Raw genomic sequence first — 15,056 nt, forward strand, 5'->3', positions numbered from 1 at the left:
TGTCCCTTGTGCCACAGCTGGGCGGGGCGGGGCCGGAATCAGGCCGCGGTGCAGCCTTCCGGGCAGCGCAGCGTCTCGGGGCTGGAGGCGCATTCTGCACAGTACAGCGTGAGGGTGCGGCAGCTGGGATTGGAGCAGTTCTCGAATTTGTTGGTGGGCGCCGAGCAGCGGGCACACTGCCCGATGGTCTTGGCGTCCTCGCTGAACTCCAGGTGCATGCGCTTGTCGAAGACGTAGAGCGAGCCTTCCCACAGTCCCTGGTCCTTGAAGGCTTCGCCGTACCGGACGATGCCCCCGTCCAGCTGGTACACCTCTTTAAAGCCGCGGTTCACCATCAGGCTGGAGAGCACCTCACAGCGGATGCCTCCGGTGCAGTAGGTGACCACGGGCTTGTCTTTCAGGGAGTCGTACTTTCCGGAGTCCAGTTCCTTGATGAAGTCGTGGGTGGTGGCAACGTCCGGGACCACCGCGTCCTTGAACCGGCCGATCTGCGCTTCGAACGCGTTCCGGCCGTCGAAGAAGACCACGTCTTCGCCGCCCTGCTTTTTCTCCTCCACGAGTTCGTGCAGTTCTTCCGGCTTCAGGTGTTTGCCGCCGCCCACCACGCCGTTGGCATCCACTTTCAGCTCACCCGGAGCGCCGAAGGAGACAATCTCGTCGCGTACCTTAACGCTGAGTTTCGGAAAGTCCTCAGCGCCGCCGTCGGACCATTTGACGTCGATTTCCCGGAACCCGGGGTACTCACGGGTTGTCTTGACGTACTGCTTCACCGCACGGATCTCACCCCCCACGGTGGCGTTGATTCCGTCCGTGGAGATGATGATGCGGCCGGTGAGGCCCAGCTTCTCGCAGAGGGCACGCTGCCAGAGCCGGACGGCGTCCGGATCTGCGATGGGGGTGAAGCCGTAAAAGAGCACAATTTTGTTCAAAGCCACGCATTTAAGGGTACCGGCTGCCGCGGTGGCCGGGTCCTGCTTCACAACGCCCGGAGCATGGGGCCTCATTACGATTGCATAAGCAGTTCCCTACCCCCTGTTGCTGGCGATCGGGCTGGAATAGTCTTCTTGCCATGAGCCCGGAAACCCTGGTTGAAGACATCACTGGCCTGCTTGAGGTGTGGGTTGCGGGCTGGGCCGGGTGTCGCGGCTACCGGACCACCACGGAGGGCCGCTTCCCTGCGGCGCTCCGGGCTGATACCAGCGGTGAATGGGAAGTCTTCGCGTCTGAACCCACTGATGACGAGTTCGCCGCGCTGGCTGCCTGGACCGCAGAATCCCCTGCCCGGGTACTGACCATCCTTACCAACGATCCCCCGCGGTATGCTGCGCTGGCCGCCCGGCAAGGGCTCAACGTCACCTCCGATTCGCAGACCATGATGATTGTGGATATGGACACCCAGGATGCCGAGGACCCCTGGCTCTCCGACGACGATCTGGCACTGTCCACTTCCGAGCAGGATGGCGTCCATTACGCTGAAGTCCGCTCCGGAGATGCCGTGGCGGCCAGCGGCCAGGTGTTCGTGGTGGGCGACACCGCGGTGTTCGACAAGATCATCACCCAGCCGGCATTCCAGCGCAGGGGCCTGGGCAGTTTCATCATGCGCGCCTTGGCGGCCCAGGCTTTCGGGCATGATGTCCGCACGGGTCTCCTTCTGGCATCCAGGGACGGGCAGAAGCTCTATTCGCACCTTGGCTGGACAACGGTTGCCCGGGTCCTGATGCTCTCGACGTCCCACGATGGATCGGATCTTTCGCTGAGCTGAGCCGGGCCGTCAGGGGCGCATGCCGTTCGGTTTTCCCATGGGCGAACCGCGGGCCCGCGGCGCGGCCCCGGATGAAAGAATGGTGGGGTGAACCCCCATGACTCCCTGATTCCTTTGCTGGGCCGCGGCCCGGACCCGGAACAGCTCCGACATGTCCGGACCATACCGGCGCGGGAGGCAATCCATGCGCCCTGGCCCGCATGGGTGCACCCCGACATTGCCCAGGCGTACGGGTCGCTGGGTATCCGGGAGCCATACCGGCACCAGGTGGACGCGGCCAATGCGGCCCATGCCGGGGAGCATGTTGTGGTGGCCACCGGAACCGCGTCCGGGAAGTCGCTGGCCTACCAGCTGCCGGCGCTTGACGCGATCCACCGATCCGAACTGCGGGTGCTCGCGGACCCGGGGAAGATCCACGACGACGGCGCCGTCACCCTTTACCTCTCCCCCACCAAAGCGCTGGCCGCCGACCAGCTGAACGCCATCCGGGCCCTGAAGCTGCCAACGGTCCGGGCGGAAACCTATGACGGCGACACCGATCCGGCCGCCCGCCGCTGGATCCGGGACCACGCCAACTTCATCCTGGCCAACCCGGACATGCTGCACTTCGGTATCCTTCCCAACCACGCCTGGTGGGCCGGGTTCTTCCGCCGGCTGCGCTACGTCATCGTGGACGAGGCACACAGCTACCGGGGCGTGTTCGGCTCGCATGTGGCCAACCTCATGCGGCGGCTCCGCCGGATCTGCGCGTACTACGGAGCGGGAACCTCGTTCCCCGAGCCCGTCTTCATTGCGGCGTCCGCCACGGCGTCGGAGCCTGATGTCTCCTTCTCACGCCTCATCGGCGCCCCGGTGAAGGCCGTCTCCCAGGACTGCTCGCCCCACGGGGCCACCACCGTAGCGCTTTGGGAACCGGCGCTGACCGAAGTCCGGGGCGAGAACGGGGCCAGGGAGCGCCGGACGGCCGTGGCCGAGACCTCGGACCTGCTGGCCAACCTGGTGTCCGCCAGGGTCCGCACCATCGCCTTCATCAAGTCCCGCCGCGGGGCCGAAACCATCTCGGCCATCACCAAGCGGCTCCTTGACGAAGTGGATCCCAGCCTGCCCCAGCGGGTGGCAGCCTACCGATCGGGATACCTGCCGGAGGAACGCCGGGCGGTGGAGAAAGCCCTGCGTTCCGGCCAGCTCCTGGGCGTCTCCAGCACCTCCGCCCTGGAACTGGGAATCGACATCTCCGGTCTCGATGCGGTCCTGGTCGCCGGCTGGCCCGGCACGCGGGCCTCCCTGTTCCAACAGATAGGCCGGGCCGGCAGGGCAGGCCAGGATGCCATCGCCGCGTTTGTCGCCAGTGACGATCCGCTGGACACCTTCCTGGTGAACCACCCCGAGGCGATTTTCGACGTCTCGGTGGAAGCCACGGTTTTCGACCCGTCCAACCCCTACGTGCTCGGACCCCACCTCTGCGCCGCCGCGGCGGAACTCCCCCTGGGGCCGGCCGAGCTGGAGCTCTTCGGCGGGACCGCAGAAAGGCTCCTGGACCGGCTGGTGGCCCAGGGATACCTGCGACGGCGGCCTGCCGGCTGGTTCTGGACCCACTCGCAGAGCGCCGCGGCCATGGTCAACCTCCGGGCCGACGGCGGAGGCCCGGTCAGCATCGTGGACGCCGAGACCGGCTCCCTGCTGGGAACCATGGACTCGCCGCAGACCCACTACCAGGCGCACACGGGCGCGGTGTATGTCCACCAGGGCGACACCTACGTGGTGGAGGACCTGAACGAGGACGACCACTGCGTCATGGTGCGGCGGGCAAACCCCGACTACTACACCACCGCACGGGACGTGACCCAGATCGAAGTCCTGGACACTGTGCGGACCATGCAGTGGGGCGATATAACCGTCCACTTCGGTGACGTGAAAGTCACCACGCAGGTTGTCTCCTTCCAGCGCAAGGCCTTGATTTCCAATGAGGTCCTGGGCGAGGAGCCCCTTGAGCTGGGTGCACGCGAGCTCTTCACCAAGGCAGTCTGGTTCGTGGTGGACAACCGCTCCTTGACGGGGGCGGGTCTCATCGAGGCCCAGTTCCCAGGTGCACTGCACGCCGCGGAGCACGCCGCGATCGGACTGCTGCCCCTCGTTGCCTCCAGCGACCGCTGGGACATCGGCGGAGTCTCCACGGCACTGCACGCGGATACCGGGGTCCCCACCATCTTCGTGTACGACGGGCACCCCGGCGGAGCCGGGTTTGCCGAACGGGGTTTCGACAAGGCCATGGTGTGGCTGGCAGCAACCAGGGACGCCATCAAGGCCTGCGAGTGCGACTCCGGCTGCCCGTCCTGCGTGCAGTCCCCCAAGTGCGGGAACAAGAACAATCCACTGGACAAGGCCGCCGCAGTGACCCTGCTGGACGTCCTGCTCAAGGACGCCTCCGAGACCACCCGCTTGGACGTGGAAGCCAGGAGCTGACTCCCGCTCATGCCGTCATCGCTACGGCGGAGGCCCTGCCCGGGCCTGTCCCGTTGCAGCGCCCAGCAGCGGGCGCTCGCCGAGCTCGGTCCGCACCTCAATGGTCTGCCCCGCGCCCTCTGAACAGCTAAGGACCGTGGCAGCGTGGCGGGCGGCCACGTCGGCTGCGACACTGCAGGGCTCACCCGTGGTGATACCGCGGAGGGCATCCGCTGCGGCAAGGGCCGCCAGATCCGCGGCCGCTGCCGCCCTGCTGGCCAGCACGGCCGACTGGGCCAGGAGCAGCATGGCGGCCATCGCCGTTACGACCACCAGTGCCAGCCCTGCGGCCAGGACCGTCCCGGAACCGCGCTCGCAGCCAACGTGCCTTCCCGCCCTCCATCTGCCCGCGGTGCGATACCTTCGCCCGACCTTGCGATTTCGCCGCCTGACCGTGGGATACCTGCGGACCGCCGCGGGATAGCGCCGCCCGGCGGTGGGATAGCCGTGGACAGCGGTGACGTGGCTGCGCCATGTGACAGGGGAGCTCCGTTCGGCATCGCCCATCATCCGGCTGCCTGGCTGTGCGTCGAGTCCCTGAGGGCACCAGTGCCAATGTTGGTTCCCGTCCCCACTGTTTCGCTCCGCGTGGAAGCACGCGCGGTAAGCGTCCACGGGATGGATGATCCCAACGGTCCAGGCACGCGGTCCGTGACCGTGATGCTGAACCATTCGCCCTCAGCCGCAACTGCCGCGGCCGCCGAGCCGCCGGCAAGCGTGCGGACCGTCCGTTCCACTGCCGCGGGGTCATCTCCCCGGGCCAGCGCCCTGGCACCCGCCCTGGCACCCTCTTCGATGCGCAGTTGCGTCATCCCCGCGGCGGCTCCCGCAAGCAGCATGGCCAGCAATGCCAGTACGGCAGGCAGTGCCACGGCAAACTCGGCCGTTATCGTGCCCCTAGAGTGTGCAGCGGCGTCCGATTTTTCCTGGTCCCGTGGGCCGCAGGCCATGCTGCCGGTCACGGCTTTCAGGGGTCCGGCTTTCAGGGGTCCGGCTTTCAGGGGTCCGGCTTGGAGGGATCGATGAAGAAGTACCCCGGCCGGCGAACGCGTCACGGCAGCGCCAGCGCGGTGCGGATCAGGTTGAGCAGGAAGCCACGCACCTCATCGCTGCGGAGGATGAACACGAGCAGCCCGGCGAATCCGACTGCGGCGAGGGTGGCGATGGCGTATTCCGCGGTGGCCATGCCGGCCTGTGAGGCCAGCAGTCGCGTGTGGCGCCGCTCCTTGGGTGCGGTACTGCCTGAACCGGGGTAGAGCTCCACGACGTTGCCTGTAACCGGGACAGAAGCCTCCGGCGCAAAGGGACGGGCAGAAGGGTAAGGCGGCCTGCTCGAGCTGGGCAGGCTGCCGGTGCCGGCCGGGCTGCCGTCCCGTTTAGTGGGCTTCTGCGCGGACGCGGCGAACGCGGAGCTTCCTGCGGTGTAGTGACGGCGGTAGTGGTTGGCGGACATGTGGTTTCCTTTCCATTGTTTGCCGGTGGTTTTCCCGGCTGCCTTGACTCTTCCCGGCCTCGCGGGAGCCGGTAAGGGAGGGGATGCGCTAAGTGGAAAAGGTGGGCTTTTCCTGGCTTTGTGAAGGAAGGGATCAGCCTGCATCCTGGGGCACGGCAGCGGCCGGTTACCCGGATGGCACCAGGGCAAGAAGCACCGGGACGACGCCTAAGCAGATAAAAGCAGGGAGGGAGCACAGGCCCAGCGGAACCACCAGCTTCACGCCCAGCGAAGCGGCACGCTTTTCCGCGGCCCTGAACCGTTCCCGGCGAAGCCTGGCGGCCTGGGCGTAGAGAATCGCGGACGACGGCGCCCCGGTAAGTGCGGCGAAGCCCAGCGCATCCCGGAGCTCCAGGATTTCCGGGAGTCGGACGGCAGAGCTCCGCCATGCTGTTTCCCAGTCGGCACCGATGGCCAGGGCCGAGACCACCGGCCTCAGCGACTCCCTGTACTGCGGCACGGCCGAGGCAGCCACCAGTTCGAGCGAACGCCCGATACCGGCTCCGGCATCCAGCATCGCCGCCACGAGTTCGAGCATCATGGCCGTATCCTTCAAGCCACAGCTCCTGTCACCTGCCGGCCCCTCCGCGGCAGCCACCGGATGTACCCCCGCGCCGGCCTGAAACAGGTAGCGCAGCCGATGACGCGACCGGTCGAGCCCTGAACAGGCAAGCCAAGCACCGGCGGCGAACACCAGGAACAGCGCCAGGCCCGCGGCCCAACCCGGCGTCACGGCACTCCTGCCCCTGCGGCCGCCGAAACAAGCCGGGCGGACCAGGCCCTCCCTGCTGCTGTGAGCACCACGCCGCCGAACAGTGTGGCCAGTCCCAGCGGTGTTCCCAGCAGGGTGGCCAGCGGGTCCACCCCCAGGGCAGCACCCAGTCCAAGACCCATCAATGGAAGCCAGGTCAGGAGGCGGACTGTGGCTTTGGGACCGGCGAGGGCCGTCTGCCGGGCCGCGTCCGCATCATCTTCCGCTTCCAGCTGGGCGGCGAACCTGGTCAGCACATAGGCAAGCGGACATCCGCTGGCTTCGGCGATGTCAAAGCAGGCGGCAAGCTCAGACCAGGTCCTGCCCTCCCGGGCCTTGCGGCCGAACGCAGTGGAAACCGCGCGCAGGATGGCCTCCGACACAGGAGCTCCGGTTGCCGCGGCCGCGCGTGCGGAGGCCAGGACGGCGATTGAACCCCCTGACAGGACGGGGGACGGGAGTGCCTGGTGTGGCCGCTGCCCGTCCCCCGGAACGCCGTATACGGTCCACAGCTCGTCCCACAGCCTGCCCGGTGTTCGTCCACCCCTGAGCAGCGCCGCCAGCTGCTGCACCACCAGGGTCAGGCCGGGTCCCTGCGTCCTTGCCGGGCCCTTGCCGGCCGGGCTGCCCCAAGGCCGTATGCGGTTCTTCCGGATTCCGGGTCCTTTCGCGCTTTTGCCGGCTGCGCGCAGTCTTGAAGCAGCATCCAGGGGCGGCTTGAGGAGCAGCCACACGGCGGCGCCGAGGACCGCAGTGAGGAGGATGGTCACAGGATGTCCCCGGGGCCAATGCCCAAACGGGCTGCCAGCGCCGGCCATGCGGGACCCGGCACACCTGATCCTTCAATCGCCGGCACCACCGTCAATTCCTCCCCGCCGTCGCCAACAAGTCCGATGCACAAAACTTCCCTGCCCCGGGACGTCCTGCCCACATGGATGACAACGTCGAGGGCGCTGGCGGCCTGGAGCCGCACGGCCTCGGGTCCCATCCCCGCGAGCGCCCCGAGGGCGTTGAGCCTGGCCGGGACCGCTGCTGCCGTATTGGCGTGGATGGTGCCTCCGCCGCCGCTGTGGCCTGTGTTCATTGCGGTGAGGAGCTCGCGGACTTCCGCGCCCCGGCACTCGCCCACCACCAGCCTGTCCGGACGCATGCGCAGCGCTTGCCGGACGAGTTCCCCCAAATCCACCGCACCACCGCCTTCAAGGTTCCCGTGGCGTGATTCCAGGGCGACCACGTGGGGATGGACGGGATTCAGTTCGGACGCATCCTCAATCAGGACCAGCCGCTCCGCCGCCGAGCACAGCCCCAACAGGGTGGAAAGCAGCGTGGTCTTCCCGGAACCGGTGGCACCACTGATCAGGAAGCTCAGCCTCCTCGCCACTACTTTCTCCAGCACCGCCTGCACTCCCGGCCCGAACATTCCCCCGGAGCGCAGCTCTTCCATGCTGAAGACCCTCTCCCTACGGATCCGCACGCTCAGCAGCGTCCCGGACGTGGAAACCGGCGGCAACACGGCATGGACACGGTAGCCGCCGGCAAGCCTGACATCGACACAGGGTGAACCGTCATCCAGGCGGCGCCCGCCTGCAGCGACAAGCCTGCAGGCCAGCGCCCGCAGCTGGGCCTCGCCGTCAAACAGGACAGGAACGCGCTCGATGCCGCCCCGGTCCACCCAGACCGAGTCGGGAGCGTTGACGAAGATGTCTGTGACGGCAGGGTCCCGGGTGAGCTCCTGCAGCGGACCCAGTCCGTTGAGCTCGGCACTGATCCGTTCCACGGCGGCAAGTGATCCGGCGGTGCCCAACAGCTTGCCGGTAGCCTGGACGGCGGCGGCAACCCGTGAAGGGGTAACGGCTCCGGCCTCAGCCATCATCGACTCGCGGACGGATTCCAGCAGCCCGGAATCGACGGTCCTGCCCCTGCCGGCTGTTTCCGTGCTGCGCGTCCGGCCGATGGCCTGGTTCCCTTCCAGAATGCGGGCGCTGCGCCGTGAAGCCAAGCCGCCGGCCCCCGCTGCGCTGCCCGTTGCCGGGGCCGCTGCCAACGGACCACCCGGCGCCCGCTTCATGCCAGGTCTCCCGCCGGCAGGTCGTCGCCCAGCCAGTCAAGCACGGAGGCAGCGAAACGCCGGATGTTGCGGCGCTTTCCCAGGTCCAGCAGACGGCCGGATTCCATGGCGCCTGCAACGGCGCGCAGTTCGGGTATACGGCCCTGAACCGGCAGTCCTACGGCATCAGCGATCAGCGAGTTGTCCAGCGCAGATCCGGGCCGGCCCCGGACCAGCAGGGCAGCCTCCACCGGCGGAAGTTCCTGCAGCAGGCGTACGGCCGCCACTGCCGCTTTCAGCTGCGCCGGGACCACCATCAGGATCCGGTCGCAGTCCCACGCCACCGTATGGAGCGGTTCCGCACCCCGTCCCACATCGAGCAGGACCAGTTCGTAGCCGCGCCGGGCAGCGTCAAGCACACCCGCTGCGGCTGCGGCGGCGACAGGAAGGGGCTGCTCCCTTGTGCCAGGCCAGGACAGGAAGGAAAAGCCTCCCGCAACGGGCAGGGAATCCGAGAGCTGCAGGGGATCGATGCTTCCCCTGGCCTCAGCAAGGTCGGGCCACCGAAGCCCGGGGTTTTCCTCTGCGGCGAGTGCCAGCTCCAGGCCCCCTCCCCATGGGTCGCCGTCAACCAGCAGGACCCGCACCCCCAGCCCTGCTGCCGCCTGCGCTATCCAGATGGCGGCGGTAGTGGCTCCGGCCCCGCCGCAACCGCCCGTGATGCCAAGAACTAGTCCGCCCGGCCCCGGGGACCGCGATCTGCTCAGATGGTCGGCCAGCCAGGCGGCGGCGTCGGGCAGCACGGCAACACGTTCGGCCCCGAGGGCAGCCGCGAGGTGCCAGAGGCTGTCCCCTTCTCCGTCGAGGCCCACCATGACAGCAGGTGTGCGCCGCCGAGGCGGCAGCTCGCGCACGTCACTGCCTACCAGGACGCAGGACGCCGCTTCCCAGTAGCGTCCCGCCTCGACTGCGTCGGGGACGACGTGCAGGTGCGCACCGGCGGCTGCCACAATACGCTCCACTTCGGCGCGGAGGACGCCGGAGGACGTCACGAGCAGCACCTCTCCGAGACCAACCGGCGCGGAACCCCCCGGCACAGAAGCGGCCGCCACCGAACCTACAGGCCTTGAACCTTCCGGCAGCCAGGCGGCACCAGGCACTTCCGCGCTGTCCGGAGAAGGACCACCGCGGGATGGTGGCGCCACGTCCGTTGGCCGCCAGGAGGAGCCGGCGGCCCGTCCCGGCCCGGATGGGGATGCATTCAGCTGGTGCCTGCTCATGGAGCCACTCTGCCGCGGCCCAGTAACCGAGTTAAGGGAGCAAATCCTGTATGTGGACAACCCGCACCGTGGACAACCCCAATGGTTCCACGTCACCGGCAAGGCACATGCCACCGGCAAGGCAGAATGGGAGCATGTACCTGCTGCTCGCCGCCCACCCGCACGGCGCGGCGCTCCAGGAACTGACGCAGGCGGGCCACGCCCGGCCGGCCAAGCCCGAACCCCGCATCGTGGCACCCAACGACCTTGCCGCCGTCGTCCGTGAACTGGAAGCCCGGCGCCCCGGCGGCCAACCACCCCGCTGGGTCTGGCACCGGACCCAGGACTGGTACCCGGCGCTGCTCGCCTCCGGCGTGGAGGTGGAACGCTGTTACGACGTCACCCTTTGCGGCAACATCCTGACCTTCTCGCAGTTCAGCGCCCACACTGACTATGCCCGGAACACGGACAGGGTACCGGTGGAGGATCCCGTGCTTCCGCCGAAGGCGCTGCAGCCACCGCGTCCCCCGGCAGACCAGGGCGCCCTGTTCGATGACCCCGCTGCGGCACCGCGATCCGGCTGGACGCTTGAGGAGCTCCGCGCCGAGTACGCGGCCCAACAGGCTGCGCTGGCCGGCGTGGGTACGGAGGAAAACCGCCGGAACCGCCTCCAGCTGCTCCTGGCGGCGGAATCCGCGGCTGCCATCGTGGCAGCCGAGATGCAGCATGCCGGAGTGCCTTGGCGCGAGGACCTGCACGAACACATACTGGCCAGCCACCTGGGTCCGCGCCCGCCCGCCGGCCAGCGTCCGGCGAAACTGGAGGCGTTGGCTGCGGAGCTGCGTGCCCTGCTCAACTCACCCGGGCTGAACCCGGATTCCCCGCAGGACCTGATGCGCGCCCTGCACCGCAACGGGATCGAGGTCAAAAGCACCCGCAAGTGGGAGCTAAGGGAGTCCAGCCACCCGGCCATTGAGCCGCTGCTGGAGTACAAGAAGCTTTCCCGCCTCCACACGGCGAACGGTTGGTCCTGGTTGGATGCCTGGGTGGACGGCGGACGGTTCCGCCCGGAATACGTGGTGGGCGGCGTGGTGTCGGGGCGTTGGGCGTCCCGTGGCGGCGGCGCCCTGCAGATCCCCCGCCAGGTCCGCGGCGCAGTGCACGCCGACCCCGGCCACAAGCTCATCGTCGCCGATGCCTCGCAGCTGGAACCGCGCGTGTTGGCGGCCCTCGCGCAGGACTCGTCCATGGCCGAGGCGGCGCGGGACCAGGACCTGTATGCCGGGATCGCGGCCAAGGGATTTGGCGGCGACCGCGCCAAGGCGAAGATGGCCCTGCTGGGTGCCATGTACGGGGCCACCTCCGGCGAGGCGGGCCGCCTGATGCCACAGCTGGCACGCATCTATCCGCGTGCCGTGGACTTTGTGGAGCGGGCCGCCCGGACGGGCGAAGCGGGCGGGACGGTGACCACAAGGCTTGGCCGCAGCAGCCCTCCCCCGTCCGGGCAGTGGTTCCTGAGCCAGCGCTCAGCCACCGCGGAGGAGCAGCGGCGGGCTGAGTCGATAGCCCGGTCCCGCGGGCGCTTTACCCGCAACTTCGTGGTCCAGGGCTCGGCAGCGGACTGGGCGGCCTGCTGGCTTGCGGAATTACGACGGCGGCTGCGCGCCTTGCGGACGGAAGGAACCGCCCGGAGCGGCGGGCCTGTGCGGGCCGAACTCGCCTTCTTCCTTCATGACGAAGTGATGGTGCATGCGCCCTCGGAGGGTGTGGACGCCTGCATCGCGGCCATCGAGGAATCAGCCAGGGCCGCGAAAGAGCTGCTGTTCGGCCGGATCCCCGTTGAGTTCCCGGTCAGCATGGCCGTCGTGGACTCCTACGACCTCGCCAAATAGCAGGCCTAACTGCCCTTGGGGACGCAAAAGTAATCTACCCGGCGGTAGCTATGCGCGCCCGGTGACGGACGTTACAGTCGAAGCGGCGACTGAAGCAGACCGGTCCACACGCTGATGCAACGACGCATACCAGGGAGGTCCCCGTCCATGGCGGGAAGATTTGAAATACACCGTACAGGCGATGAGTCGTACCGGTTACGGCTCACCGACGCCGAGGGCAATATTGTTGCGGTGTCACCAACCTTCAAGTCCCTAAGCCTGCTCCGCGACGGAATCAAGGCCATGCGCGAGAATGCCGCCACCGGAATAGTGGTGGATTTACGCCAGCAGCAGGCCTGAAAACTAGACCCCTATCGGGTGCAGCCGGGTGCGGTCCCACGGGACGGACCAGCCAAGCTGCTCGAAGAGGCCGCTCAGCACAATGCCGGTGAATCCCCAGACGACCACGCCCTTGACGGTGAAGGCAGGGCTGTCGAACGTGCGGCCTGCCCTGTGGACAGTGGCCATGACCCTGTTGTCCGGGTCCAGGAGGTCCCTGACCGGGACGCGGAACACCTGGGCTGATTCGCCGTAGTCCACTACCCGGACCGGCGACGGCGAATGCCACCACCCGAGCACGGGCGTCACCAGGAAGTTGCTGTGGGCCAGGCCCAGTTCCTGGAGCGTGCCCAGGACTTCCACCCCGCCGGAGTCCAGTCCGGTTTCCTCCTCGGCTTCCCGGAGCGCAGCCGCCACCGGGGTTTCACCCCGGTCGATGCTGCCGCCGGGGAACGCCACCTGCCCGGGGTGGGAGCCCAGGGTGTGGGCGCGCTCCAGGAGCAGGACGTCCAGGTCCGCCGGCGCCAGCGGCTTGCCGGACGCGGCCGGGACGTCATCGAGCACGCCGAAGAGCATCAAAACCGCTGCCCTGCGGGCACGTGCCGCATCCACGGTCAGCGCGGCCCAGCGCGGATCAGGCGGACCGGCTGTTCCGGATTCCGCCCGCCGGACCAGCCCGGCCAGGTCGTCGCGTGCGCTCACGTGGCCCTCGACTGGGAAGCCATCCGGATCTCCGCAGCCCGGTGCTGTTCCGACAGGTACTGCTCCAGCAACGCCTCGCTGCCGGGCGCCAGTTCATATTTGAGGAGCTTGGCCGCTTTGACGGGGTCGGTCTCCCCCAGGCCGTAACTGGGACACCAGTTGGCCACGGGACAGGCTCCGCACGCGGGCTTCCGGGCATGGCAGACGCGGCGGCCGTGGAAGATCACCCGGTGGGACAGCATGGTCCAGTCCCTGCGCTCAAACAGCTCCGCCACGTCCTGTTCGATCTGCACAGGGTCCTCGGACTGGGTCCAGCCAAACCGCTTCGCCAGCCGGGCGAAATGCGTGTCCACCGAGATGCCCGGGATGCCGAAGGCGTTGGCGAGTACCACGTTGGCGGTCTTGCGCCCCACGCCGGGCAAGGTGACCAGGTCCTCCATCCTCCCCGGTACCTCCCCATCAAAGTCGTCCACCAGGCGAGTGCACAACGCCTGGACGTTCCTCGCTTTGGCGCGGAAGAACCCCGTGGGCTTGAGGATGGTTTCAAGCTCCGTGGGGTCCGCCTCGGCCAACGCCCGGGCGTTGGGCCAGCGCGTGAACAGCACTTTGGTGACCTGGTTGACCGTGACGTCGGTGGTTTGGGCAGACAGCACGGTGGCTACGAGCAGTTCGAACGGGTTGCGGAAGTCAAGTTCCGCGTGGGCGTAGGGATATTTTTCGGCCAGGGCCCGGTGGATGCGCCGTGCCCGCCGCTTCAGCGCCAGGACGGATTCGGACGAGACCACGGGCATGCCTGTGGCCTGCCCGGTCCTGCTGCGGGGCCCGGCCACCGGCGTCAGCCGCGCTCGATGTTGCTGAGGTCGCGCAGGACGCCCAGCCGTCCGTCCGTGTGCTGGACCAGGAATTCGTGGCCCCGGTCCTCAAGGGCCAGCACCCACCCACCTGGTTCAATCACGAAGGCAGGCGCTCCGGTGCGGGGGTCGTAAGCGGTGCGGTGCTGGGCGACGGCGAACCAGAACGCCTCATGGACCGGCTGCCCGTCAGTCTCGTCGTGGCGGCTGGACGGGTCCACAGTTGCCCCGATCGGCTGCTCGGAACGGACCTGCTGGTGCACGGCGGTGGCGGCCGGCGGCTCCCATGCCGCCTGCGGAGCTCCGGCTGCAGGGACGGCCCCGTGCTGGGTCTCAACCGCTGCGGGGGTTGAGTCGGGGCGGACGACGTCGGCTGCCTGGGTGGGCGGGCCGGCGTCCACATGCGGTGCGCCGGCGTCCCGGTCGGAGACTTCGGGGGCGGTTGATACTGGCGCGGTTGGCGCAGGGGCGGCCGCTCCCGCACCGCCGGCGACGGCCCCGGCAGCGGCGCCTGCACCCGCGGCGCCAGCTCCGGCGCCTGCCGCGCCGGTCCCTGCGCCAGTGGCAGCGGCGCTGGCGGCTCCCGTAGTCGGGGCAGCGGCGCCCCCGGCGTTCGTCACAGGCACGGCCGCGGTGGCGGGCATGTGGGCGGACCGCTCAGGTTCAGGGGCGGGGCTGGACGACCCCGGCTGGACCGCGGAGGAGCCTGCACCGGCGCCACCGAACATGGTCCCGCCATTGACGCCACCCTTCGACGGGTTGGAACCGGACTGGTTGGAACCGGACTGGGGCTTGGGAGCTTTGGGGGTCCGCGGTTTCCGCGCCGGCACCGCGGCTTCGCGTGCCACGATGTGCGCCGGCGCCTCAGGCCGGTCTTTGAAATCGCCGGAGAGGTATGGCAGGAACCGGCCCAGCACGGTGGCTGCGAAGAGGATGACCGAGCCAATCAGTCCCACCAGCAGGCTGGTGACGTACCCGCCTGCAACCGACAGGAAGAAGAAGGCGACGGCGAAGGAGGCCACCACGGAGGCGAACTGGTCAACCGAGAGCGAACCCACGCGGATCCTGGTGGCCGGTGCCAGGCGGCGCGCGGCGAACAGCGCGCTGGCGATCAACGGCAGGATAATGCCCAGTCCCAGGAAGAACAGGTTGTTCAGGTTCCACAGGTTGTACCGGGCGCCGAAGAGGGGAAGCAGGGACGCAACAAAAAGGATCAGGGTGCTGGCGAAGACAACCAGGTCACGAACGGTGAACGGCCCAAGCACGGCCTGGTTGGCCTTCGGGTCGATCTTCCCGGAGGCAGCTTTCTGCCCTGCAGCCTGTCCCTTGGCGGCATCGCCGGCCCGTGTTGCGTTCCCTGATCCGCCCACGGCGGATCCGGAGCTTCCGGACCCCGCCTTGGCGTCCGGGCCCGTTCGTTGGCCGTAGCTCTGCTGGTTCATTCTGCTCTCCTTAGCGTGGCGGCACCGGGCCCGGTCCG

General features: G+C 68.4%; 15 protein-coding genes. 4 read left to right on the plus strand and 11 right to left on the minus strand.

What is annotated here, in order from left to right:
- Nucleotides 1–38: 38 nt before the first annotated feature.
- Nucleotides 39–935, minus strand: a complete 897-nt coding sequence (locus Q9R31_RS04710; RefSeq protein ID WP_311261558.1) for a rhodanese-related sulfurtransferase — start codon at nt 933–935, stop codon at nt 39–41.
- Nucleotides 936–1,069: 134 nt separating this feature from the next.
- Here Q9R31_RS04710 and Q9R31_RS04715 point away from each other — a divergent pair, with 134 nt between their 5' ends.
- Both Q9R31_RS04715 and Q9R31_RS04720 read left to right on the plus strand, forming a co-directional pair.
- Entirely contained in the window at nt 1,070–1,762 is a 693-nt protein-coding gene (locus Q9R31_RS04715; RefSeq protein ID WP_311261559.1) for a GNAT family N-acetyltransferase, read from the plus strand.
- An 87-nt stretch (nt 1,763–1,849) separates the two neighbouring features.
- Nucleotides 1,850–4,225, plus strand: a complete 2,376-nt coding sequence (locus tag Q9R31_RS04720; protein ID WP_311261560.1) for a DEAD/DEAH box helicase — start codon at nt 1,850–1,852, stop codon at nt 4,223–4,225.
- A gap of 21 nt (nt 4,226–4,246) precedes the next feature.
- Here Q9R31_RS04720 and Q9R31_RS20115 read toward each other — a convergent pair whose 3' ends face one another.
- The 7 genes from Q9R31_RS20115 to ssd form a co-directional block, all read right to left on the minus strand.
- Complete coding sequence (locus Q9R31_RS20115; RefSeq protein WP_397428194.1) at nt 4,247–4,537, minus strand: Rv3654c family TadE-like protein; 291 nt, start codon at nt 4,535–4,537, stop codon at nt 4,247–4,249.
- A 233-nt stretch (nt 4,538–4,770) separates the two neighbouring features.
- Nucleotides 4,771–5,136 (minus strand): TadE family type IV pilus minor pilin, encoded by a 366-nt coding sequence (locus Q9R31_RS04730; protein ID WP_397428195.1) that lies wholly within the window; start codon nt 5,134–5,136, stop codon nt 4,771–4,773.
- A 179-nt stretch (nt 5,137–5,315) separates the two neighbouring features.
- Nucleotides 5,316–5,717 (minus strand): DUF4244 domain-containing protein, encoded by a 402-nt coding sequence (locus Q9R31_RS04735; RefSeq protein ID WP_311261562.1) that lies wholly within the window; start codon nt 5,715–5,717, stop codon nt 5,316–5,318.
- A gap of 166 nt (nt 5,718–5,883) precedes the next feature.
- On the minus strand, nt 5,884–6,489 hold the full coding sequence (locus Q9R31_RS04740; RefSeq protein WP_311261563.1) for a type II secretion system F family protein: 606 nt from the start codon (nt 6,487–6,489) through the stop codon (nt 5,884–5,886).
- Entirely contained in the window at nt 6,486–7,277 is a 792-nt protein-coding gene (locus tag Q9R31_RS04745; protein ID WP_311261564.1) for a hypothetical protein, read from the minus strand. The genes Q9R31_RS04740 and Q9R31_RS04745 overlap by 4 nt, the downstream gene beginning before the upstream one ends.
- Nucleotides 7,274–8,575, minus strand: a complete 1,302-nt coding sequence (locus Q9R31_RS04750; protein ID WP_311261565.1) for a TadA family conjugal transfer-associated ATPase — start codon at nt 8,573–8,575, stop codon at nt 7,274–7,276. Before Q9R31_RS04750 ends, Q9R31_RS04745 begins: the two co-directional genes overlap by 4 nt.
- Complete coding sequence (gene ssd, locus Q9R31_RS04755) at nt 8,572–9,612, minus strand: septum site-determining protein Ssd (protein WP_397428204.1); 1,041 nt, start codon at nt 9,610–9,612, stop codon at nt 8,572–8,574. The genes Q9R31_RS04750 and ssd overlap by 4 nt, the downstream gene beginning before the upstream one ends.
- A gap of 356 nt (nt 9,613–9,968) precedes the next feature.
- Here ssd and Q9R31_RS04760 point away from each other — a divergent pair, with 356 nt between their 5' ends.
- Both Q9R31_RS04760 and Q9R31_RS04765 read left to right on the plus strand, forming a co-directional pair.
- Nucleotides 9,969–11,705: a bifunctional 3'-5' exonuclease/DNA polymerase gene (locus Q9R31_RS04760; RefSeq protein ID WP_311261567.1), complete on the plus strand. Its 1,737-nt coding sequence runs from the start codon at nt 9,969–9,971 to the stop codon at nt 11,703–11,705.
- Nucleotides 11,706–11,852: 147 nt separating this feature from the next.
- The gene (locus Q9R31_RS04765; RefSeq protein ID WP_311261568.1) at nt 11,853–12,044 is read left to right on the plus strand and encodes a YegP family protein; all 192 of its coding nucleotides are present in this window, start codon (nt 11,853–11,855) and stop codon (nt 12,042–12,044) included.
- A 3-nt stretch (nt 12,045–12,047) separates the two neighbouring features.
- On the opposite strand, the gene Q9R31_RS04770 is transcribed toward Q9R31_RS04765, so the two are convergent.
- From Q9R31_RS04770 to Q9R31_RS04780, 3 genes are read right to left on the minus strand one after another with little or no spacing between them, the layout of a single operon-like run.
- Complete coding sequence (locus tag Q9R31_RS04770) at nt 12,048–12,725, minus strand: CoA pyrophosphatase (protein ID WP_311261569.1); 678 nt, start codon at nt 12,723–12,725, stop codon at nt 12,048–12,050.
- Nucleotides 12,722–13,516, minus strand: coding sequence for an endonuclease III (gene nth / locus Q9R31_RS04775; protein ID WP_311261570.1), 795 nt, complete (start codon nt 13,514–13,516; stop codon nt 12,722–12,724). The genes Q9R31_RS04770 and nth overlap by 4 nt, the downstream gene beginning before the upstream one ends.
- A gap of 44 nt (nt 13,517–13,560) precedes the next feature.
- Nucleotides 13,561–15,018 (minus strand): hypothetical protein, encoded by a 1,458-nt coding sequence (locus tag Q9R31_RS04780; RefSeq protein ID WP_311261571.1) that lies wholly within the window; start codon nt 15,016–15,018, stop codon nt 13,561–13,563.
- Nucleotides 15,019–15,056 lie beyond the last annotated feature (38 nt).

The organism is Pseudarthrobacter sp. BRE9, from assembly GCF_031844305.1.
Lineage (GTDB): Bacteria > Actinomycetota > Actinomycetes > Actinomycetales > Micrococcaceae > Arthrobacter.

Coding starts and splice junctions, on each gene's coding strand:
- Q9R31_RS04715 (WP_311261559.1), top strand. CDS start 1,070: ATGAGCCCGGAAACCCTGGTTGAAGACATCACTGGCCTGCTTGAGGTG.
- Q9R31_RS04735 (WP_311261562.1), bottom strand. CDS start 5,717: ATGTCCGCCAACCACTACCGCCGTCACTACACCGCAGGAAGCTCCGCG.
- Q9R31_RS04750 (WP_311261565.1), bottom strand. CDS start 8,575: ATGAAGCGGGCGCCGGGTGGTCCGTTGGCAGCGGCCCCGGCAACGGGC.
- Q9R31_RS04760 (WP_311261567.1), top strand. CDS start 9,969: ATGTACCTGCTGCTCGCCGCCCACCCGCACGGCGCGGCGCTCCAGGAA.
- Q9R31_RS04765 (WP_311261568.1), top strand. CDS start 11,853: ATGGCGGGAAGATTTGAAATACACCGTACAGGCGATGAGTCGTACCGG.
- nth (WP_311261570.1), bottom strand. CDS start 13,516: ATGCCCGTGGTCTCGTCCGAATCCGTCCTGGCGCTGAAGCGGCGGGCA.
- Q9R31_RS04780 (WP_311261571.1), bottom strand. CDS start 15,018: ATGAACCAGCAGAGCTACGGCCAACGAACGGGCCCGGACGCCAAGGCG.